The sequence below is a fragment of the Ureibacillus sp. FSL K6-0165 genome (assembly GCF_038004285.1).
Classification (GTDB): Bacteria; Bacillota; Bacilli; order Bacillales_A; family Planococcaceae; genus Ureibacillus; species Ureibacillus thermosphaericus.
Genome location: NZ_JBBOQS010000001.1, coordinates 601,624 through 623,223, shown reverse-complemented (window position 1 = coordinate 623,223; position 21,600 = coordinate 601,624). Strand labels below are relative to the sequence as shown.

At 35.1% G+C, this 21,600-nt stretch carries 21 protein-coding genes; 2 read left to right on the top strand and 19 right to left on the bottom strand.

Annotated elements, in window-relative coordinates; genetic code table 11:
• Positions 1-5: 5 nt before the first annotated feature.
• The 10 genes from yycF to rpsF all read right to left on the bottom strand — a co-directional run bounded on the left by yycF (position 6) and on the right by rpsF (position 11,252).
• The gene (gene yycF / locus NST00_RS03045; RefSeq protein ID WP_016838907.1) at positions 6-719 is read right to left on the bottom strand and encodes a response regulator YycF; all 714 of its coding nucleotides are present in this window, start codon (positions 717-719) and stop codon (positions 6-8) included.
• Between the two features lie 293 nt (positions 720-1,012).
• Complete coding sequence (locus NST00_RS03040; protein WP_340709629.1) at positions 1,013-2,491, bottom strand: peptidoglycan DD-metalloendopeptidase family protein; 1,479 nt, start codon at positions 2,489-2,491, stop codon at positions 1,013-1,015.
• A 913-nt stretch (positions 2,492-3,404) separates the two neighbouring features.
• Positions 3,405-4,691: an adenylosuccinate synthase gene (locus NST00_RS03035; RefSeq protein ID WP_016838909.1), complete on the bottom strand. Its 1,287-nt coding sequence runs from the start codon at positions 4,689-4,691 to the stop codon at positions 3,405-3,407.
• A gap of 169 nt (positions 4,692-4,860) precedes the next feature.
• Positions 4,861-6,216: a replicative DNA helicase gene (gene dnaB, locus NST00_RS03030; RefSeq protein WP_016838910.1), complete on the bottom strand. Its 1,356-nt coding sequence runs from the start codon at positions 6,214-6,216 to the stop codon at positions 4,861-4,863.
• 13 nt (positions 6,217-6,229) lie between these two features.
• Entirely contained in the window at positions 6,230-6,676 is a 447-nt protein-coding gene (gene rplI, locus NST00_RS03025) for a 50S ribosomal protein L9 (RefSeq protein ID WP_016838911.1), read from the bottom strand.
• The gene (locus NST00_RS03020; RefSeq protein ID WP_016838912.1) at positions 6,673-8,646 is read right to left on the bottom strand and encodes a DHH family phosphoesterase; all 1,974 of its coding nucleotides are present in this window, start codon (positions 8,644-8,646) and stop codon (positions 6,673-6,675) included. Before NST00_RS03020 ends, rplI begins: the two co-directional genes overlap by 4 nt.
• Before the next feature lie 12 nt (positions 8,647-8,658).
• Positions 8,659-9,600: a YybS family protein gene (locus tag NST00_RS03015; protein ID WP_016838913.1), complete on the bottom strand. Its 942-nt coding sequence runs from the start codon at positions 9,598-9,600 to the stop codon at positions 8,659-8,661.
• Between the two features lie 522 nt (positions 9,601-10,122).
• Positions 10,123-10,359: a 30S ribosomal protein S18 gene (gene rpsR, locus NST00_RS03010; RefSeq protein ID WP_016838914.1), complete on the bottom strand. Its 237-nt coding sequence runs from the start codon at positions 10,357-10,359 to the stop codon at positions 10,123-10,125.
• Positions 10,360-10,404: 45 nt separating this feature from the next.
• The gene (gene ssb, locus NST00_RS03005) at positions 10,405-10,926 is read right to left on the bottom strand and encodes a single-stranded DNA-binding protein (protein ID WP_340709628.1); all 522 of its coding nucleotides are present in this window, start codon (positions 10,924-10,926) and stop codon (positions 10,405-10,407) included.
• Positions 10,927-10,964: 38 nt separating this feature from the next.
• Positions 10,965-11,252 (bottom strand): 30S ribosomal protein S6, encoded by a 288-nt coding sequence (gene rpsF, locus NST00_RS03000; protein WP_016838916.1) that lies wholly within the window; start codon positions 11,250-11,252, stop codon positions 10,965-10,967.
• A 188-nt stretch (positions 11,253-11,440) separates the two neighbouring features.
• Here rpsF and NST00_RS02995 point away from each other — a divergent pair, with 188 nt between their 5' ends.
• Positions 11,441-11,986, top strand: coding sequence for a DUF3267 domain-containing protein (locus NST00_RS02995; RefSeq protein ID WP_016838917.1), 546 nt, complete (start codon positions 11,441-11,443; stop codon positions 11,984-11,986).
• Between the two features lie 74 nt (positions 11,987-12,060).
• Here NST00_RS02995 and ychF read toward each other — a convergent pair whose 3' ends face one another.
• From ychF to NST00_RS02980, 3 genes are all read right to left on the bottom strand, one after another.
• The gene (gene ychF / locus NST00_RS02990) at positions 12,061-13,161 is read right to left on the bottom strand and encodes a redox-regulated ATPase YchF (protein ID WP_016838918.1); all 1,101 of its coding nucleotides are present in this window, start codon (positions 13,159-13,161) and stop codon (positions 12,061-12,063) included.
• 157 nt (positions 13,162-13,318) lie between these two features.
• Complete coding sequence (locus NST00_RS02985; protein ID WP_016838919.1) at positions 13,319-13,516, bottom strand: DUF951 domain-containing protein; 198 nt, start codon at positions 13,514-13,516, stop codon at positions 13,319-13,321.
• On the bottom strand, positions 13,516-14,436 hold the full coding sequence (locus NST00_RS02980; RefSeq protein ID WP_016838920.1) for a mechanosensitive ion channel family protein: 921 nt from the start codon (positions 14,434-14,436) through the stop codon (positions 13,516-13,518). The genes NST00_RS02985 and NST00_RS02980 overlap by 1 nt, the downstream gene beginning before the upstream one ends.
• Positions 14,437-14,535: 99 nt before the next feature.
• Here NST00_RS02980 and yyaC point away from each other — a divergent pair, with 99 nt between their 5' ends.
• Complete coding sequence (yyaC, locus tag NST00_RS02975; protein ID WP_016838921.1) at positions 14,536-15,165, top strand: spore protease YyaC; 630 nt, start codon at positions 14,536-14,538, stop codon at positions 15,163-15,165.
• On the opposite strand, the gene NST00_RS02970 is transcribed toward yyaC, so the two are convergent.
• From NST00_RS02970 to mnmG, 6 genes are all read right to left on the bottom strand, one after another.
• A complete protein-coding gene (locus NST00_RS02970; RefSeq protein ID WP_016838922.1) occupies positions 15,082-15,789 on the bottom strand; it encodes a DUF554 domain-containing protein in 708 nt (235 codons plus the stop codon). The two genes, yyaC and NST00_RS02970, sit on opposite strands and share 84 nt — an antisense overlap.
• Positions 15,790-15,846: 57 nt before the next feature.
• On the bottom strand, positions 15,847-16,722 hold the full coding sequence (locus NST00_RS02965; protein WP_016838923.1) for a ParB/RepB/Spo0J family partition protein: 876 nt from the start codon (positions 16,720-16,722) through the stop codon (positions 15,847-15,849).
• Entirely contained in the window at positions 16,715-17,476 is a 762-nt protein-coding gene (locus NST00_RS02960) for a ParA family protein (protein WP_016838924.1), read from the bottom strand. Before NST00_RS02960 ends, NST00_RS02965 begins: the two co-directional genes overlap by 8 nt.
• Positions 17,477-17,676: 200 nt before the next feature.
• Positions 17,677-18,564: a nucleoid occlusion protein gene (gene noc / locus NST00_RS02955; RefSeq protein ID WP_340709627.1), complete on the bottom strand. Its 888-nt coding sequence runs from the start codon at positions 18,562-18,564 to the stop codon at positions 17,677-17,679.
• A 332-nt stretch (positions 18,565-18,896) separates the two neighbouring features.
• A complete protein-coding gene (rsmG, locus tag NST00_RS02950) occupies positions 18,897-19,613 on the bottom strand; it encodes a 16S rRNA (guanine(527)-N(7))-methyltransferase RsmG (RefSeq protein ID WP_016838926.1) in 717 nt (238 codons plus the stop codon).
• 85 nt (positions 19,614-19,698) lie between these two features.
• Entirely contained in the window at positions 19,699-21,594 is a 1,896-nt protein-coding gene (gene mnmG, locus NST00_RS02945; RefSeq protein WP_016838927.1) for a tRNA uridine-5-carboxymethylaminomethyl(34) synthesis enzyme MnmG, read from the bottom strand.
• Positions 21,595-21,600: the final 6 nt, after the last annotated feature.

Below are 21,600 nucleotides of genomic sequence, written 5' to 3'. Positions count from 1 at the left end.
TCATTCTACTCCTGTTCAGGATTTCGCAAATAATATCCGACCCCTCGGCGAGTAACAATCCAAGATGGGTGGCTTGGGTTATCTTCAATCTTTTCACGAAGACGACGAATGGTTACATCCACTGTTCGTACATCTCCGAAATAATCATATCCCCAAACGGTTTGCAATAAATGCTCCCGCGTCATCACTTGTCCAATATGTTTTGCTAAGTAATGTAGCAATTCAAATTCTCGATGAGTCAATTCTATCGTTTCCCCACGTTTTTGAACGATATAAGCATCTGGCTGAATAATTAAGGAACCAACCGTAATGTGATTCGATTCCTCTTTCGTTTCTTCAGATTGTGTAGAAGCTTTTAATCGTCTCATATTCGCTTTTACACGAGCAATTAATTCCCTTGTACTAAAAGGTTTCGTCACATAATCATCGGCTCCCATTTCCAGACCCAATACTTTATCAATTTCGGAGCCTTTTGCTGTTAGCATAATAATAGGGAAATCATATTTTTTTCTAACTTCACGACAAACTTCCATACCATCTCTTTTAGGAAGCATGATATCAAGCAACATTAAATCCGGTTGTTGTTCTTCTATTATTTTCAACGCTTCTTCTCCATCGTAAGCGCAAATAACTTTATATCCTTCTTTTACTAAGTTAAATTGCAAAATATCTGCAATCGGCTTTTCATCATCGACTACTAAAATTGTTTTACCGTCCATGTTCATATTCCTCCTTAATATGAAATAAATCTATCTCAATGCATCTATTCTTCTATTGATGTATAGCTATAATTAAATCTATCACGGTTTTTGCTTTCATGCATTTCAAAACCATTATAACAAAAAATCCAATGTCCTATTGTTGTTATTTTTGAGCATATACTATTAGGGGATTTTATGGTCATTATTTTCCGGGAAATATTTCGACAAATTTCTCATTGATGGAAATTTCCCAAGATGTAATAAAAGAAAAGAGGTAATGACATGTAATGATGCCACTACCTCAATCGAAATTAATCTAATACTGCTAATGGATTAATCAGTGATCCATTTTTGATTACTTCAAAATGCAAGTGTATTCCTGTTGAATTTCCAGTCGTCCCCATTTTTCCAATAACAGAACCTTGAGGCACTACTTGTCCAACGGAAACATATATTTCTGACAAATGGGCATATAGAGTAGTATATCCATTATTGTGATTGATGACTATTTTATTTCCGTAAGACCCATCCCATCCAGCAAAAGTTACAACGCCATTGTCACTTGCTTTAATGCTGTAATTCGATGGACGAGCAATATCAATTCCTCGATGGTAGCTGCCCCAACGAGACCCCATATTACTTGATATATATCCACCGCTTGTCGGCCAAATAAATTCACCCGTACCACGTGATGAAATTACCTTTGTTCCCACTTTTTCAATATGTTTCGTAGGTTCTACTAACACTTTTTCTTCGGTAATCGTTTTCTTCACGATATTCCCGTTTACTTCTGTAATTAAGTAAGATACTTCTTTTTCTCCTGGACTACCTTCTTGTATAATTTGTTTTTCCCCTTTATACATTGAAGCGTCTTCTTCAATAACTTTTTCATAATCAATTTTTTCTTTATTCACTTTTTCGTATATCACTTGTACGTTAATTAAAGGCTTTTCTACTGTAACGTTTATTTCTTGTCCAATTTGTAATAATGTATCAATCGTTATATCAGGATTAAGTTCCAATAACTCTTTCGTTGTTAAACCATGATTTTTAGCGATTTTTCCAAGGACATCGCCTTTTTTCACAACATATACTTGCTTTTCAATCAATCCAGTTTTAATATATTGTACCGCTTCATCAGGTGTAAGAATTTTAGCAGGGCTTACTTTTGTTTCTTCACCTGAAACATCTTCTGAAAGAAAAACATCGATGATTCTTGATTGATTTGCCTCTAATTTCGGCAATTGTTTATTTGAGCTTTTTGATTGTTCAAGCTCTTTTAGTTTTTCTTCCGGAACATATTGAAGCTTTAGTTTTTTAATAGTTTCTTCGTAGTCTTTTTTATTTTTTAAATAAAGGATTGGTTCTCCATCAACTTGTAAAGCAAATGCATCTGTTTGTGGTTCTAATTGTTCACTTAATGTTTTTAAAGTTTCTGAATCATTGGTTTTATAAGAAAATACTTGTTCTGGAACAATCGTTACTAAAGAATCTGCATCTATTTCATAATCCTTATATAGCAAACTTACTTCTTTTTCTTTATCTTCAATAATTTTTCTCACTTTGTTCTCATCTGAAACTGAACCGATATATTCGTCTTCTAAATAAACATGGTAAATTTTGTCGATAGATTCTATATTCCCTTCATTAGCAAAAGCTAAGTTAAAGGAAACAGTCAAAAGCAACACTGCAGCAAACAAAACTTTTTTTAGAATGCCATATTTATTATTTTGATTTAGAAGACTTAGATTATGACTACCGTCTCGACCAGTATTCCATTTCGTATTCATAAACAAGCCCCTTCCAAAATCGTCCGCAAATAGGATGCTTTTTCATACTCACACCTACTAACTGTATCATAATGTGTATTTTGAATGAACATTTTAAAATTTTTGTAATGAAAATGTATTATTTAAGCAATTTTTGTTACAAAATATATAATGATGGAGAATGATGAAAATTTTTATATATTATGATCAAATTTTGACGAATTTATTCATCATTCTCTTATTTTGTGCAACTATAAAATAAGAAATGAATAGTTAATCTTATATGATAGTCTCACATACTCTACTGGAATTCTTATTGAAAGAGGAAGGCGCTTAGAGAAATATTAAAAAGTCACCATTTTCCTTTTGATGAAAAATGGTGACTTTTATTTTTCGCTTTCGCACAGAACAAACATAGTTAAAATATTAACTTCTTTGATTGAGATTTTACTGATGAGATAGTATTATTTACTCCCATATATCATTCACTATGTTTGTTGCTGTCGCTTTGCTTTCGCACAGAACAAATGTAGTTAGAATATCGTTTCTAAATAAACTATGTTTTTATTGTTGAATATCCTTATTCCCAAACATCATTCACTACATTTGTTTGTTGCTGTCGCTTTGCTTTCGCACAGAACAAACATAGTTAAAATATTAATTTCTTTGATTGAGGTTTTACTGATGAGATAGTATTATTTACTCCCATATATCATTCACTATGTTTGTTTGTTGCTGTCGCTTTGCTTTCGCACAGAACAAACATAGTTAAAATATTAACTTCTTTGATTGAGGTTTTACTGATGAGATAGTATTATTTACTCCCATATATCATTCACTATGTTTGTTTGTTGCTGTCGCTTCGCTTTCGCACAGAACAAATGTAGTTAGAATATCGTTTCTAAATAATCTATGTTTTTATTGTTGAATATCCTTATTCCCAAACATCATTTACTACATTTGTTTGTTCCCGGGCTGGGCCTACGGAGAATGTCATTAAAGGAATACCTGTTAATTCAACAATACGATTGACGTAATTTTGAGCATTTTTTGGCAGTTCATCGAAGGAACGTACACCTGTAATATCTTCTGTCCAACCAGGAAGTTCTTCATATACAGGTTCACATTCTTCTAATACATGTAAACTTGCAGGATACTCCGTAATAATTTGATCTTTATATTTATAAGCCGTACAAATTTTTACTGTTTCTAAGCCAGTTAATACATCGATTGAGTTTAAAGCTAAATCTGTAATACCAGAAACGCGACGAGAATGGCGTACCACTACTGCGTCAAACCAACCTACACGGCGAGGACGACCAGTCGTTGTACCGTATTCTCGACCTACTTCACGAATTTGATGGCCAACTTCATCAAACAATTCCGTTGGGAATGGACCGTCGCCTACACGAGAAGTATATGCTTTTGAAACGCCCACTACTCTCGTAACGTGAGAAGGACCAATTCCTGTACCTGTCGTCACACCACCAGCCACAGGGTTGGAAGATGTAACAAACGGATATGTTCCGTGGTCAACATCTAACATAACGCCTTGAGCACCTTCAAATAATACACGTCCGCCCTCATCTAAAATATCATTTAATACCTTTGAAGTATCTGTTACATATTGAGCAATTTCTTGACCGTAGCCATAATACTCTTCAAAGATATCCTCGAATTTTAAACCTTCTACTTCATAATATTTCTCAAATAAACGGTTTTTCTTTTCTAAGTTCTCGCGCAATTTTTGTTCAAATATTTCTCGATCTAGTAAATCTGCAATGCGGATTCCCATACGAGCAATTTTATCTTGGTAGCATGGGCCAATTCCCTTGCATGTTGTTCCGATTTTTTTGTCGCCACGAGCTTCTTCTTCTACTTTATCTTGATAAATGTGATATGGGAGAATGACATGAGCACGATTTGAAATACGTAAATTAGATGTATCAATGCCACGAGCTTGTAAACCTTTTAGCTCATTTACTAATGATTTTGGGTTGATTACCATACCATTCCCCATCACAGATGTTTTCTCTTTATAGAAAATCCCAGATGGAATTAAATGTAATTTGTATGTTTCTTCACCAATTTTAATTGTATGTCCAGCATTGTCACCGCCTGAAAAACGAGCGATCACATCCGCTTTTTTAGAAAGGAAATCCGTAATTTTCCCTTTTCCTTCGTCTCCCCATTGAGTTCCAACAACAACAACTGAAGTCATTTCTGCACCTCCGCGCACTATGCGTCCTTTATCAAACAGATTAATTGTACAGTGAAATAGAGCATTCGTCAATGCATCAAACAAAAAAACACGAACAAATAAATATTTTTTATGTACAATTGTTCGTGTTCTTCAAAGTTTATTTTATTATGTTACTTTTCTCTTCGTGTTATGCATGCATTGGTTCTTGTCGTTGAGACCAATCAATATTCAAAAATTTATTAAACTCTTTTTTAAACGCAAGGGTCACAGTTCCCGTTGGACCGTTCCGTTGCTTTGCAATAATAATTTCAATCATGTTTTTGTTCTCTGTTTCTTTATCATAATAATCGTCACGATATAGGAAAGCTACGATATCCGCATCTTGCTCAATACTTCCAGATTCACGAATATCACTCATCATCGGACGCTTATCTTGACGTTGCTCTACCCCGCGGGATAGCTGAGATAACGCAATAACCGGCACGTGTAATTCACGAGCTAATGCTTTTAATGAGCGAGATATTTCAGAAACTTCTTGTTGACGGTTCTCCCCGCGTCTGCCGCTTCCTTGGATTAATTGTAGGTAGTCAATTAAAATCATCCCTAATCCCTTTTCTTGGGCAAGTCGACGGCACTTCGCTCGAATTTCATTAACGCGCAAGCCCGGCGTATCATCAATATAGATCCCCGCATTAGAAAGGGTACCCATTGCGATTGTTAACTTGCTCCAATCTTCAGCAGTAAGCGCCCCTGTTCTTAAAACTTGAGCGTCAATATTTCCTTCTGCACAGAGCATACGCATGACTAATTGTTCAGCACCCATTTCGAGCGAGAAGATCGCAACATTTTCCCGAGCTTTGACCGCCACATTTTGCGCAATGTTTAACGCAAAAGCTGTTTTCCCTACAGATGGACGGGCGGCTACAATGATTAAATCATTTCGTTGAAAACCCGCTGTCATGCGGTCTAAATCCGTAAAGCCCGTCGGAATTCCGGTAACGTCTCCTGTTCGATTTTGAAGTTGCTCAATATTATCGTAAGTTTGAACAAGAACGTCTTTCACATGTTTGAAGTCGCCAGCGTTTTTTCGATTGGCTACTTCCATCATCTTTCTTTCAGCTTCGGATAATAATTCCTCTACTTCATCTTCCCGTATATAGCTGTCTTCAACGATTTTTGTTGCCGTGCGTATTAATCTTCTTAAAATGGACTTTTCTTCTACTATTTTTGCATAGTAACTAACATTAGCTGCTGTAGGTACGGCATTTGCTAATTCCATCAAGTAGGATAGACCGCCTACATCTTCGAGTTCTTTTCTTACAGATAACTCTTCTGTAACAGTAACAACATCAATCGCATTCCCTTTGTCACTCAAATCAAGCATCGTTTGGAATATTTTTTGATGGGCAATGCGATAAAAATCTTCCGGAACTAAAATTTCCGATGCAGTAATTAATGCTTGCGGATCAAGAAATATCGCACCAAGAACTGATTGCTCAGCTTCATGGTTATGCGGTGGAACGCGATCGATTAGATCACTCATTTTATTTCGCTCCTTATTCTTCCTTTACATGGACTTTTAAAGTCGCTTTTACTTCCGGATGTAATTTCACTGGAACGTTTGTGACACCTAATGAACGAATACCTTCATTGCATTCCATTTTTCTTTTATCCACTTTAATTCCATAATTTTTTTGTAAGCTTTCTGAAATTTGTTTTGTTGATACAGAACCGAATAGACGTCCGCCTTCTCCTGCTTTTGCTTTAATTTCTAACGTAATATTTTCTAATTTTTCTTTTAACTCTTTTGCAGCTTGAAGTTCCTGTGCTGCAAGTTTCGCTTCATGTTTCTTTTGTCCTTCAAGACGACTTAATGCTTCTTTTGTAGCTTCTACAGCTAAGCCTTTTTTAATTAAGAAATTTTGTGCATAACCATCAGCAACATTTTTCACTTCGCCTTTTTTCCCTTGACCTTTTACATCTTTTAAAAATACAACTTTCATTCTTCCATGCTCCCTTCTAACGTTTCAATAATAGCATTTTGTAATAATTCTAAAGCTTCTTCTATTGTATCGACTTCAAGTTGGCAAGCCGCATTTGTTAAGTGGCCACCGCCTCCCAGTTTCTCCATTATCAATTGTACATTGATTTCTCCTAATGAACGGGCACTGATACCCATTAAGCCATCTTGTCTGCGGGCGATGACAAAAGAAGCATTTACGTCTTTCATTGAAAGCAAAATATCTGCCGTTTGGGCAATTAAAACAGAATCGTACTCTTTTTCTTCTTCTGCATGCGCAACCGCAATTCCTGGATAGGTAAATCGAACATTTTGTATGATTTTTGAACGCTCAATAAACGTATGAATATCTTCTTTTAATAATCGTTGCACAAGCACCGTATCCGCCCCGTAAGTTCTTAAATAGGATGCTGCTTCAAAGGTTCTAGCACCTGTTCTTAGCGTAAAGCTTTTTGTATCGACAATGATTCCAGCGAGCAAAGCTGTTGCTTCAAGTTTCGAAAGTTTTTCATTATCGGGCTGATATTCTAAAAGTTCCGTTACGAGTTCTGAAGTCGAGGAAGCGTACGGTTCCATATAAACAAGTGTTGAATTGTTAATAAACTCTTCCCCTCGTCGATGATGATCAATTACAACAATTTTCTCGAAACGTTTTAACAATGTTTCATCTACTACGAGGCTCGGGCGATGAGTATCCACAACGACTAATAATGATTTTTCAGACATGATGCTTAAAGCTTCTTCTGGTGAAATAAAATATTCCTTTAAATCGGAATGTTGTTTAATTTCATCTATTAGTCGTTCAACACTGCCGTTTAATTCATCAAAATCTAATACGATGTAGCTATCCACTTTATTCATATGAGCCATTTTCCGAACGCCAATCCCTGCTCCAATTGAATCCATATCGGGATTTTTATGCCCCATAATAAAAACGAGATCGCTATCTTGAATTAAATCTTTTAAAGCATGGGAAATCACGCGTGCTCGGACTCTCGTACGTTTTTCGACTGGATTTGTTTTTCCACCATAAAATTTAATTTTTCCATTCGATTGTTTAATAGCCACCTGGTCTCCGCCGCGCCCTAATACTAAATCTAAACTTGATTGAGCTAATTCACCTAGTTCAATTAAGGATGGCGAACCAGTACCTATTCCGATACTCAATGTAAGTGATAAATTTTTCTTGGCCGTCTTTTCTCGAATATCGTCTAGAATAGAGAATTTCTTCTTTTCCAATTCATTTAAAGTTGATTCATTTAATATCGCTAAAAATCGATCCGTATCAATTCTTTTAATATAAATGTCATATTCCTCTGCCCAATCATTGATGATGGATGTAACGGTTGAATTCGTCATGCTTTTTGTTTGGTCATCCATCCCTTGCGTAATATCATCATAATTATCGATGAAAAGAATAGCAATGACTGTTCGATCATCATAATATTGCTTTTCAATTTTTACTTGTTCAGTTACATCGAGAAAATATAATAGTTTTTCTTCTTGTTTATAAATGACTTTAAATTTCCTATCTCGAATGGTTACGATGCTATCATTTTTTTCATCAGATTTTCTTATTTTTTGTAATTCATCCGATAAAAGGAACAAATCCTGACCTGTTAAAGTTGGGATATCCAAAAGCCTCGTCATGTAGGGATTAGCCCATTCAATTTCAAATTTATCATTGATTAATACAATACCAATCGGCATTTCTAAAAGAACTTCCTGCCCAACTTTTTTCATTCGAAACGCCAAAGATTCTATATATTTTTCTATTGCAAAATAAGCAATTCTTTCTGTTTTCCAATCATAAAATATAATTAATGTAACAAGTAACGCGAAAGCTGCTCCAACCCATATATTCAATAAAAACAATCCAACAATCCCCACTAATCCGAAAACCGCCAAATGTAAAAGCGGGTAAAGTATCCTCCGCTTCCTGTAAGTATCCATGAGATCAGCCCCTTACTTTCGAATCTTTCCTGTCACAAATGAGCGAATATCGAAACCTAAATCTAAAATTCCTAAGAGCATCACAAAGTTATACAAAGGAATTGCAAAAATTGTCGCTAATCCCTTTAAAAATTTAGGCGCTCGATAAGCATCCAACACAAAGTGCAGGAAAGAAATTCCTTGAATTGTTAACAACACCCATAAGACTAATGAAAAATTAAATGTGATTACATATAGTGATGTTCCTAATTCAGGGCGTACAAACAATTGAATCGTTAAGACGATTAAATAAATCCATAAAATGGTACGAGGTAAGCGTAAATCTTTAAAAGCTTGAAATTTTGGAACAGTAATACCTAATCGTTTTAGGATTGGCAGATTTACTGTAATTAAAAGAAACGATAGGAAGAATGCAGCTAATGTAACGGATGCAGGAATGGCTATCTCTATATGTTGAAACATTAGATTGAACGCTTCTTCAGTCATTGGCTGTTCGCCAGTTAAACTTTCAGCGAATTCAAAAGAAGCCATATAACTTTCCCGCATCAGTTGGAAAGATTCCTTAATAAAATCTGTTTCAAACAGTTTAATAGAAATTAAATATTGAATTGCAAAAGTAATTAACACTGAAATACCAGTTGCCATGAATAAGTAAGCTTTACTTTTATTCGTGCGCAGTGCATCTCCCATCACGACACCGCATACCGCAAAAATCATGGAAAATGGTAAAATTAACAATCCTCCAAAGAAAAAGGTAATAATACACCCAATAACTCCTAAAATAATGGAAGATGATCGGTCATACTTTGCGCTAAACCAAGCAATAGGTAGTGGGGCAAATAATGTCGCCACTAAGCTGATTATTGGTACATAATATGCAATTGCAATGAGAATAGCAAATATTGCAATCATCATTGCGCCATGTGTAAGCCTTTGTGTTTGATTGTTCGGCATGAGAAACCTTCCTTTATTACAATTCAATAATTCTTTACATTCGTATATTGTACCATTTTTTATAAAGTAGGACAAAAATACGATAAAGCAAAACGATAAAAGAATGTCTAAAGAAAAAACATAATCATCTAACCTAAAAGATTAGATAATTATGTTTGATGTGATGAATTTTTACTTTTATTAAAAGTTAAAAAATAAATAAATTCACCGCAAAACTAGTAGTAAAGTCTTCCTGAATGGTTTTTATCGTGCATAAATTCATCGTTGGTAACAAGTAGAATTACTTTGTTCAGCTTCATCGTTATCATGCGTTTTTAACGCCTTAATCTTGTTGAGACTCTTTATATAATTTGATGGCTTATTTCCCATGCAATGATGTTTTGCTGTACATTTTGTTTACTATTTCAAATTAGGGAAGAATATCGCTTATTCTCTCTTTCCAGAGTACATTTTAAATTATTGCTAAATGTAAAAAAAGCAACAAAGGCTAAATTTTGCCTTTGCTGCTTTTTATAACATTCATTATTTATCTTCCGCTACGAATGGAAGAAGTGCCATAATACGAGCGCGTTTGATTGCTGTAGTTAATTTGCGTTGATATTTTGCACTTGTTCCAGTTACGCGACGTGGAAGAATTTTTCCGCGTTCAGAAATGAATTTTTTTAGTAAATCTACATCTTTGTAGTCGATGTGTGTAATGTTATTTGAAGTAAAGTAGCAAACTTTGCGACGTTTGCGACCTCCGCGACGTTGTGCCATCGATTTTCCCTCCTTTTTTTATTATTTCTCCGTTATCCGAATACCTTAGAACGGTAAATCGTCTTCCGAAACTTCAATTGGACCTTTGCTTGATGCAAATGGGTCTTCATCTACACGTGTATAATTCGGCTGATTTTGAGGAGGTTGACTTGGGAATGGTACACCAAATGGATCTTGCGTGCCACCGTATGGAGGTTGACTTGCACCGTACGAAGGTTGTCCCCCATATGGCTGTTGACCCTGTGCACTTCTTGGTTCTAAAAATTGCACGGAATCTGCTACGACTTCTGTCATGTAAACACGTTTGCCATCTTGACCCTCGAAACTACTAGTTTGGATGCGTCCATCAATACCGACGAGACTTCCTTTTCTCATGTAATTTGCGAGGTTTTCAGCTTGTTTTCTCCATGCTACACAGCTAATGAAATCCGCTTCTCTTTCACCTTGTTGGTTCGTAAACGTTCGATTTACAGCAACTGTAAATCGAGTTATCGGTACTCCATTTGGCGTGTATCGTAGTTCAGGGTCTTTTGTTAGCCTACCTACTAATACGACACGATTGATCAATTTGACAACCTCCTCTTCAGCATTAATGTTCAATAAGATTATTCTTCTTCACGAACAGCGATATGACGAATAATGTCTTCGTTAATGTTTGCTAAACGATTGTATTCATCGATTGCTTTAGCTGGAGCATTAACTTTCACGATGTGGTAAATACCTTCGCGATAGTCTTTGATTTCATAAGCAAGACGGCGTTTGCCCCATTCTTTTGACTCGATGATTTCCGCACCATTTGAAGAAAGAATGTCATCAAAGCGTTGAACTAAAGCTTTTTTCTCTTCTTCTTCAATGTTTGGACGAATAATATACATTAATTCATATTTTCTCATCGCTTTTTGCACCTCCTTATGGACTTTGGCTCTCCTTTATTTCAAGGGAGCAAGGAGTAAATTTCTATTACTCACATCTTTGAATTGTAACATATACTTTTATCAATCGCAACTAGCATTCAATGGGGAGTATAAGATTTTCTAAAATCTGTTATTTCGATATAATGGGAAAAAGGGGTTGAATAATTTTGTTGGAAGAGAAAGATCCACTGATTATTGAATTAGATATGAAAAAAATTGCAAAGTTGAATTTTTGGATGACCCTTCTTTTGTGCATTCTTTTTTTAGCATTCAATACGATCATCCATCGACAGTTTCAATTTGAAATGGCCATTACGCTATGGAATTTTCTATTATTTATTGTAGGCTATTGTGCACTGATTATTTTGCATGAATTGTTTCATTTAATTGGGTTTATGATTTTTGGAAAAGTGAAGTGGAGTCAGCTGAATTACGGTATAAATGTGAAGCTAGGAGTTGCTTATGCAACAACGTCAAAACCATTACCAAATCATGCAATGAAAAAAGCGCTAATGCTCCCCTTTTGGACAACAGGAGTCCTGCCAACAATAATTGGATTTATTTTCGATAATCAATTAATAGTTTTATTAGGTGCTTTTTTAATTGCAGGGGCTGTCGGGGATTTTTATATGTATAAAGAACTCCGCAAATTTCCTAATCATACGCTTGTAAAAGATGACCCCCAATTACCAAAATTGTATGTATATCAATAAAAAGAAAAAGTGGAATTTACGTAAAGATATATAAAACATCTTGGCGTAAATTCCACTCTTTTTATTATGCCTGATTATACGTTGAATCGGAATAACATAATGTCGCCGTCTTGTACGACATAGTCTTTACCTTCTAAACGAACTTTCCCTTGTTCTTTTGCTTGTTGCATAGAGCCAGCCGCTAATAAATCTTCAAAGGAAACTGTTTCAGCTCGAATGAAGCCTCTTTCAAAGTCAGAGTGAATAATACCTGCACATTCTGGAGCTTTCATCCCTTTTTTGAATGTCCAAGCACGCACTTCTTTTTCTCCTGCTGTAAAGTAAGTAGCAAGGCCAAGCAAATCATATGCAGCACGAATTAGTTGGTCCAATCCGGACTCTTTAATGCCCAATTCTTCAAGGAACATTTTCTTTTCCTCTTCATCAAGCTGCGCAATTTCTTCTTCAATTTTCGCACATACTGTAATAACCTTTGAGCCTTCTTTTTCTGCATATGCACGAACTTGTTTTACATACTCATTTTCATCTGCATTTGCCACTTCATCTTCCGAAACGTTTGCAACATAAAGCATCGGCTTTAATGTTAATAAATTTAATCCTTTGATTACTTTTTTCTCATCTTCCGTTAATTCAACAGAACGAGCAGGTTTCTCATTTTCAAGAGCTTCTTTAATTTTGATTAAAATTGGCTCTTCAATCATTGCATCTTTATCTTTTTGCTTTGCTATTTTGCTTACTCTTTGAAGACGTTTATCTACTGATTCTAAATCAGCTAAAATCAACTCTAAATTGATGACCTCAATATCTGCTATTGGATCAACTTTACCTGCAACGTGTGTGATGTTTTCATCATCAAAGCAACGAACCACTTGGCAAATCGCATCGACTTCTCGAATATGAGAGAGGAACTTATTCCCTAAACCTTCTCCTTTTGATGCGCCTTTTACGATTCCAGCGATATCCGTGAATTCAAATGATGTTGGAACTTTCTTTTGAGGTTTTACAAGCTCTGTTAATTTTTCTAATCGAGGATCTGGAACGTCTACAACGCCTACGTTTGGATCAATCGTTGCAAATGGATAGTTAGCAGCAAGGGCACCTGCTTTTGTGATTGCATTAAATAGTGTCGACTTTCCTACGTTTGGAAGACCTACGATTCCAGCTGTTAGTGACATTGACTCACTACCTTTCTTATGTGAAACATAACAATTAGTTTTTGCACTAGTGTTAATTATATGGATTTCCACATAAAAAGTCTATTTTCCATTTATTTTTATATGAACAACAAAAAATCCCCACATTGCAAAGTACTGTGTGGGGATTACATAACCTTTATTCTTCCGCTTCTTGTATAACTTTTTTCATTTTTTTCGTAAATTCCCTGCGAGGTAGCATGACACTATGTCCACATCCTTGACACTTAATTCGAATATCAGCGCCCATTCGAATAATTTTCCAAGCATTCGTACCACATGGATGTTGCTTTTTCATTTCCACAATGTCATTCAATTTAAATGTTTTTGTCTCCATCAATTCTCATCTCCCCTAGACATTGCTTTACTAGAATCATATATCATCATTTTTGGATAAGCCATTGGTATACCATTTTTCTCTAAAATCTTTTTGACATCCCTTCGAATGATTCTTGCAATTCCATAATGCTGTTGAGGTTTTGTTTCTGCAACAATTCGAATTGTTATTTCAGTACCAGTAACATTTTGAACTCCGACAAACTTAGGTACATCGACAAGCTCCTCATATTGTTTCGGCAATGTTTTTAAATATTCCGTCATTACATTTTCAATTTTTTCAATATCCGCTTCAATTCCAACTTGCATATCTATGACTGCTTTTGAGTTATTTAGTGAAAAGTTTACTACTTCGGTAATTTGCCCATTCGGAACAATATATACTTCTCCAGTTGTCCCAACAATTTTGGTCGTTCTTAATCCTATTTCAGTTACTGTACCTTCTGCTGCACTTGATGTATTAATTCGAACATAATCTCCAACACCAAACTGATCTTCGAAAATGATGAAAAAACCCGTAATGACGTCTTTCACTAAATTTTGTGCACCAAATCCAATTGCAAGGCCTGCAATACCTGCTCCAGCAAGTAACCCTGCAACATTAATATTTAAGGAAGAAAGTGCTCCAATAATCGCCGAAAAGTATACGACGTATGATAATACACTTTGCGACAATTTTAATAGTGTTTGTTGCCTTCTTTCTGAATATTTTAACGGAGATTGCATTCTTAGTTTAAAGATACGAGCAATAATTCGCTTCCCAATAAATACAATAAGATAAGAAAGTAAGAAAATTGCAATGATTTTAATGGAAGCTCCAACAATAAAATTCCAAAGATCCTCACTTGAAAAATACTCCCATATCTTCTCCGATATATTGATAATCTCTTTCGTTTCTTTTTCCACAACATGAATCGCCATTTTTCCACCTCTAGTATAGAAAAGTAAAGAAATGGATATAATTCTAAAAAATAATTATAGACATTCTATTCTAAAATCATAAAAGAAAGTGGGAATCACATGCAAAATATTTCTCAAGAACCATTTAAAATGTCCGTTCATCATGAAGAAACAGGTGCAATATGGCGTTTAAGCGAATTATTTTTACAATATATTCCCTTTGAACATAACAATCTTGTTTTTTGTTGCATCGGTACAGACCGTTCTACGGGAGATGCTTTAGGTCCTTTAACCGGAAGTTTATTATCCAACTATCAGTTTCCTTTTCGAATCATTGGAACGCTAGAAGATCCTCTTCATGCTATCAATTTAGCACTTACTGTTGAAGAATTACAACAAATGTCCAATTTCCCTTTCGTTGTAGCTATTGATGCATGTCTTGGAAGAGAAAAAAGTATTGGTCAAATTATTGTTCAAAACGGACCTTTACTGCCTGGAAAAGCAGTGAATAAAGAGCTGCCACCCATCGGCGATATTTCCATCAAAGGAGTTGTCAATGTAGGAGGATTTATGGAAATGCTTGTTTTGCAAAACACTCGACTTCATGTAACTTATTCAATGAGCAATAAAATTGCCCGTGCACTTTTGCTTGCATATCAACGTCATTTATTGAAAAGGAAACATGATTACAATTATTCCAAGCACAACAACAATTCCTGGCAGCAAATTGGCTACACGAATTTTAGTTAATCCTGCAATATTTAAACCAATTGCTAATATCATAACGCCGCCAGTTGCTGTCATTTCTTGGATAAAGAGATTCATTGCTTCTTCAGGTATATATTTGCTAATCAGTCCTGAAAATATAGCAATCATACCTTGATAAATCAATACGGGAAATGCTGATAATAATACACCTATACCTAACGTAGATGTCAAAATAATGGAGGTAAAGCCGTCTATAATTCCTTTTGTAATAAGAACAGCATGATCATTTCTTAACCCGCTGTCTAACGCACCGATAATTCCCATTGAACCAATAACAAAAATAAGGGACGCTGTAATAAAACCTTCAGCAATATTACTATTTGAATCTTTGCTTTTTATTTTTGATTCGACCCATTTTCCAAAACGATTAAATAATGAATCTAAATCAATCCACTCACCTATAATCGCCCCAACTACTAAGCTAACAATCAAAATAACAAAATTATTCGTTTTTAATCCCATTTGAATACCTAACAATGCAACTGCAAGTCCAATAATTGAAAGTACGGTATTTTTCATTTTTTCTGGTAAATTCTTCAAGAAGCGTCCAATGATTGAACCGATGATAATCAATAATGCATTGATAATTGTTCCGAATAATACCATAAGTTGTTATCCTCTTTCTTTGTTTTCAAAAATAGAGCGCCTTAATTGGCGCCCTTTTTATACCTCATCATGTTCTAAATTTAATATTTCTAATATACGCTCCAAATCATCTTCAGAATAAAATTCAATTTCAATTTTCCCTTTATTTTTTGTTTTCTTTATTTGAACATTTGTACCAAAGAATTCCCTTAATTGTGATTCAGTTGCTTGAACAAAAATATCCTTATTTGTTGACTTTTTCGTTTCACGTGAAACATTTTCGTTTAGTTGTTTAATTAATGCTTCTAATTGACGTACATTTAATGATTGATTCACTACTTTTTTTGCTACTTCTATTATTTTTCTTTTATTTTTTAATCCAAGTAATGCTCTTCCATGACCCATTGAAAGGGCTCCATCATTTACCATTTGCCGAACTTCTTCTGGTAATTGAAGTAATCGAATCATATTCGTGATATGCGGACGGCTTTTCCCCAATCGTTTTGCTAAATCATCTTGAGTGAAATTTAATTTTTCAATTAAATTTTGATATGCTTCAGCTTCTTCAATTGGAGTTAAATCTTCTCTTTGTAAATTTTCTAGGATAGCAAGTTCCATCATTTGTTCTTCTGTCATTTCTTTAATTATTGCCGGAATTTCCTCTAACTTCGCCAATTTAGCCGCGCGATAACGACGTTCTCCCACTACTATTTCGTATTTTTTTCCTTTCTTTCTGACAACGATTGGTTGAATAATACCATGTTCTCGAATGGATTGAGCTAATTCTTCAATTGTTTCATCATCAAACTTCTTCCGTGGTTGAAAAGGATTTGCGACAAGTTTTTGCAACGGAATTTTTTCTACATGTTCTTCATTCTGAATAGTTTCTTGAATGGACTCTAATGTTTCTGTAGGAAATAGAGCACCAATCCCTTTCCCTAAACCTCTAGCCATTTTTCACCACTTCCCTTGCTAACTCTAAATACACTTCAGCGCCTCGTGATTTCGGATCATAGATGATAATTGGTTCTCCAAAGCTGGGTGCTTCACTTAAACGTACATTTCGAGGAATAATTGTTTTGTAGACTTTATCTTGAAAATATTTTTTTACTTCCTCAATCACTTGAATCCCCAGATTTGTACGAGCATCTAACATCGTTAAAAGTACACCATCAATTGATAAAGTTGGATTTAAATGTTTTTGTACCAATCTCACTGTTGATAATAGCTGACTAAGCCCCTCTAACGCGTAATATTCACATTGAACAGGAATAATGACTGCATCCGATGCAGTTAAAGCATTGATCGTTAACAGTCCTAATGATGGTGGGCAGTCAATAATGATGAAGTCATAATCATCTTTAACCTCTTCCAATGCATGCTTTAAACGCACTTCCCGTGAGATTGTAGAAACTAATTCAATTTCAGCACCTGCTAATGAAATAGTAGCTGGTATGACATACAAATTTTCTACTTTTGTTTGTTGAATAACGTTTTTTACATCTTCATCATCAATAATCACGTCGTAAATACAGCTAGATGTTTCTCCTTTATTTATGCCAACTCCACTAGTGGCATTTCCTTGGGGATCGATGTCAATTAGCAATACTTTTTTTCCTAAATAAGCAAGGCAAGCGCTCAAATTTACAGATGTAGTAGTTTTTCCGACACCGCCCTTTTGGTTGGCGATTGCTAAAATTCTTCCCAATTTTGTGCACCTGCTTTCATCTTTTCGAATAGTTAAAAGCGTAATTTTTTAGTCAAATAGAATTTATATTTACTTCTTTCATTCTATCAAATTTATAATATAGTTGTATTCCATAAACCAAATTTCTTGAAAAAATAATATAGAAAAAGCGGTCGTCTCTGTACGTGGCAGAGACGACCACTAGTTTCACATGAAACAATTTAAGACTTTTTCTTTGGTATTTTTACTGTGATTTGATAGTAATCTTCCGTATCTTCTTCTTCCGTTTTTATATTAATTCCGCTTTTTGATACCATTGATAAGGATTGCTTAATTGTATTTAAAGCGATGCGAATATCTTTACTAATAGCCTTGCGTTTTGGTTTTGTTTTTTTCTCTTCTTCCGTTTCAACAGGTTTTGTTAGTTGTTGAATATATTCTTCAAGCTGACGGACGTTCCAGTCATTTTCTTTTATCAATTCGACTAATTTTATTTGTAATTCTTCGTCTTTTAAACTGATTAATGCTCGTGCATGACGCTCAGTAATTTCACGTTTTAAAATTGCATCTTGCACATATTTTGGAAGTTTTAACAATCTTAATTTATTAGCAACGGTGGACTGACCTTTTCCAAGGCGCTGAGCGAGTGCTTCTTGTGTTAAATGATGCAGCTCAATTAGTTGTTGGTAAGCTAATGCTTCTTCGATGGCTGTCAACTCTTCACGCTGCAAGTTCTCTATTAACGCAATTGAAGCTGTCTCTTTATCATTTAAATTCCGTACAATTGCAGGTACTTCCGTCCAATTTAATTTTTTAATCGCCCGATAACGTCTTTCCCCTGCAATAATTTCATAACGGTTATCTTCTAAACGACGAACAACAATCGGTTGTATGACACCATGAGTATGAATCGTTCTAGATAATTCTTCAATTTTTTCTTCATCGAAAATTGTGCGTGGCTGATATCGGTTCGGTACGATTTGATCAATTGGAATTTTTATCACTTCTTCTGAGTGTTTTCTCTCTTTTTCTTCCGTTTCTATTTCACTTTTTTTTTCAGAAACAAGTTTTTCCCCGCCCCCAAAAAATCGTGAAAAAGGACTTTTCATTCAATGGCACCACCTTTTGGAAACTATCTGCACTATATTTTATTATTTAATATTCTATATGAAATGTACAGAGTCTTATAGAAGTAAAATCTATGAAATTGTCATAATTATAATATAATTCTATTATCAAAAGCATATTTCTATTTGAGTTTCACGTGGAACTCCTGACTGTTTTTAGATAGAAGTGATTTCATTTTGAATGAATTGTATACTGATAATCTTAATAAATGGATTGTTACAATTTTTTATTATACATGAAAAAGTTGTAACAACGGAATTGTTTTGCAAATAGTAAAGAATAATGCGCTCAAATTTGATTGAGCGCATATTGATTATTTAATTGGTGTTTTATTTGGTACCCCAGGTTTTCTAGGATATTTTTTGGACGTCTTTTTTGTTTTCTCAATGACAAAAATTGTTCGTTCACTATTTTCTATAGGCAAATGGTAATCAAATTGTTCTTTTAAAGCTCCACCTAAAACCTGAATGGCCTTTTTTGCTTCTTTATATTCTTCATGGGCAGCTGCGGCTTTTAATGCAATAAAATTACCCTCTATTTTAACTAAAGGAATGCAAAGTTCCGCTAACACATTTAATCGTGCAACAGCCCTTGCCATAACGACATCAAATTGTTCACGATATGCTGAATTTTGACCAAAGTCTTCTGCTCTTGAGTGAACAAAATGGCAGTGGGTCAAATTTAATTGTTCACTTAAATGATTTAAAAATGTAATACGTTTATTTAACGAATCAACAATTGTAATTTTTAAGTGTGGAAAACAAATTTTTAACGGAATGCTTGGAAACCCTGCACCTGCGCCAACATCACAAAGAGTTTCAACTTTTGAAAAATCAAAGTAAAAGGCTGCACTGATTGAATCGTAAAAATGTTTTAAATATACGCCTTCTAAATCGGTAATGGCTGTTAAATTCATTTTTTCATTCCATTCAACGAGAATTTCAAAATATTTCCGAAATTGTTCTATTTGCGTCTCGTTCAGTTCAATCCCTTTATCTTTTAAGCTTTGAATAAAAAGTTGTTCGTTCATTTTCTACTCCTTTACATAGAGTTTATATATAGTTTGATATAAGAAATAAGCGTTCGAGATCAATGTTGCTCGAACGCTCCTTTTTTTAAGAATTGCTACTGATTTTCGCAATTTTTCCTTGTTCAATGTATACAAGCAAGATTGATATATCCGCAGGGTTTACCCCGGAAATTCGCGAAGCTTGAGCAATTGTTAATGGACGTACTTCTTTTAACTTTTCACGTGCTTCGGAAGCTAGGTTTGGTACATCATCATAATCGATATTTTCTGGTATCTTTTTGCTTTCTAACTTATGAAGTCGCTCTACTTGTTGCAATGCTTTTTGAATGTAACCTTCATATTTAACTTGAATTTCCACTTGTTCTTTTACTTCTTCACTTAAGTTTTCTTCTGGTGGTGTTAAGGATGCAACTAAGTCATAACGCATTTCAGGTCGTTTCAGTAAGTCGATTGCACGTATCCCATCTTTAAGTTCTGCTCCACCAACTGAACGAACTACTTCTTGCGTTTTTTCGTTTGGTTTAATGATTACTTCGCGAAGTCTCGCTATTTCATTTTCAACTTGTTCTTTCTTTTTCAAGAATTTATTATAACGTTCTTCTGAAATTAAACCTACTTTATATCCGATATCTGTCAAACGTAAATCTGCGTTATCATGGCGAAGTAGTAGGCGATATTCGGCACGGGATGTAAGTAGACGATAAGGTTCATTAGTTCCCTTCGTTACTAAATCATCAATTAAGACGCCAATATATGCTTCAGAACGTTTTAATATGAGTTCTTCTTTTCCAAAAATTTTAGCAGCCGCATTGATTCCTGCCATGATTCCTTGTGCTGCCGCTTCTTCATACCCGCTTGTGCCATTGATTTGTCCAGCAGTGTATAGATTTCTAATACGTTTTGTTTCAAGGGTTGGCCATAATTGAGTCGGAACAATGGCATCATACTCAATTGCATAACCAGGTCGCATCATTTGAGCATTTTCTAAGCCAGGGATTGAAGCAATCATTTTTAGCTGAATATCTTCTGGCATGCTCGTTGATAACCCTTGCACGTACACCTCATCCGTTTCTCGTCCTTCTGGTTCAATAAATATTTGATGGCGAGGTTTATCATTGAAACGAACAACCTTTGTCTCAATGGAAGGACAATATCTTGGGCCAGGACCTGTAATTAATCCTGTAAACATTGGAGCCTTATCTAAATTTCCATTGATAATTTCATGGGTTTCTAAGGAAGTATAAGTTAACCAGCAAGGAATTTGATCCATAATAAATTCTGTCGTTTCATAACTGAATGCTCGAGGTACATCATCCCCTGGTTGAATTTCCATTTTGCTGTAATCAACAGTTTTTCCATTCAACCGAGGAGGTGTTCCAGTTTTAAAACGAACAATTTCAAAACCTAAATCTTTTAGTTGGTCCGCTAATGTAATGGACGGCTGTGAGTTGTTAGGGCCGCTCGAATATTTGATATCACCAATGATAATTTCACCGCGCAAATACGTTCCAGTTGTTAAAATTACTGCTTTTCCGCGGAAAACTCCACCGGTTTTTGTGATGACACCTTTTACTTCTCCATCTTCAATTATTAATTCTTCTACCAACGCTTGCTGAATATGGAGATTTTCTTGTTGCTCCAAAATTCGTTTCATTTCCCGTTGATATAACACTTTATCAGCTTGTGCACGTAATGCACGAACAGCTGGGCCTTTCCCTGTATTTAACATCCTCATTTGAATGTGGGTTTTATCAATAACTTTTGCCATTAATCCCCCAAGTGCATCAATTTCACGAACAACAATCCCCTTTGCAGGACCTCCAATGGATGGATTACATGGCATAAATGCAATATTTTCCAAACTAATTGTCAACATGAGGGTTTTTGCCCCCATTTTTGCAGCGGCATGTGCTGCTTCAACGCCAGCATGACCTGCACCGACTACAATGACATCATACATTCCTGCTTCATAATTTGTCATGCCGAA

Coding starts and splice junctions, on each gene's coding strand:
- yyaC (WP_016838921.1), top strand. CDS start 14,536: ATGCAAAATATTTCTCAAGAACCATTTAAAATGTCCGTTCATCATGAA.
- rpsF (WP_016838916.1), bottom strand. CDS start 11,252: ATGAGAAAATATGAATTAATGTATATTATTCGTCCAAACATTGAAGAA.
- NST00_RS02980 (WP_016838920.1), bottom strand. CDS start 14,436: ATGGCGATTCATGTTGTGGAAAAAGAAACGAAAGAGATTATCAATATA.
- NST00_RS02985 (WP_016838919.1), bottom strand. CDS start 13,516: ATGGAGACAAAAACATTTAAATTGAATGACATTGTGGAAATGAAAAAG.
- yycF (WP_016838907.1), bottom strand. CDS start 719: ATGGACGGTAAAACAATTTTAGTAGTCGATGATGAAAAGCCGATTGCA.
- rplI (WP_016838911.1), bottom strand. CDS start 6,676: ATGAAAGTTGTATTTTTAAAAGATGTAAAAGGTCAAGGGAAAAAAGGC.
- dnaB (WP_016838910.1), bottom strand. CDS start 6,216: ATGAGTGATCTAATCGATCGCGTTCCACCGCATAACCATGAAGCTGAG.
- ychF (WP_016838918.1), bottom strand. CDS start 13,161: ATGTCACTAACAGCTGGAATCGTAGGTCTTCCAAACGTAGGAAAGTCG.
- mnmG (WP_016838927.1), bottom strand. CDS start 21,594: ATGACAAATTATGAAGCAGGAATGTATGATGTCATTGTAGTCGGTGCA.
- NST00_RS02970 (WP_016838922.1), bottom strand. CDS start 15,789: ATGGTATTATTCGGAACAATTATCAATGCATTATTGATTATCATCGGT.
- NST00_RS03020 (WP_016838912.1), bottom strand. CDS start 8,646: ATGGATACTTACAGGAAGCGGAGGATACTTTACCCGCTTTTACATTTG.
- rpsR (WP_016838914.1), bottom strand. CDS start 10,359: ATGGCACAACGTCGCGGAGGTCGCAAACGTCGCAAAGTTTGCTACTTT.
- NST00_RS03040 (WP_340709629.1), bottom strand. CDS start 2,491: ATGAATACGAAATGGAATACTGGTCGAGACGGTAGTCATAATCTAAGT.
- NST00_RS03035 (WP_016838909.1), bottom strand. CDS start 4,691: ATGACTTCAGTTGTTGTTGTTGGAACTCAATGGGGAGACGAAGGAAAA.
- rsmG (WP_016838926.1), bottom strand. CDS start 19,613: ATGAACGAACAACTTTTTATTCAAAGCTTAAAAGATAAAGGGATTGAA.
- NST00_RS03015 (WP_016838913.1), bottom strand. CDS start 9,600: ATGCCGAACAATCAAACACAAAGGCTTACACATGGCGCAATGATGATT.
- noc (WP_340709627.1), bottom strand. CDS start 18,564: ATGAAAAGTCCTTTTTCACGATTTTTTGGGGGCGGGGAAAAACTTGTT.
- NST00_RS02965 (WP_016838923.1), bottom strand. CDS start 16,722: ATGGCTAGAGGTTTAGGGAAAGGGATTGGTGCTCTATTTCCTACAGAA.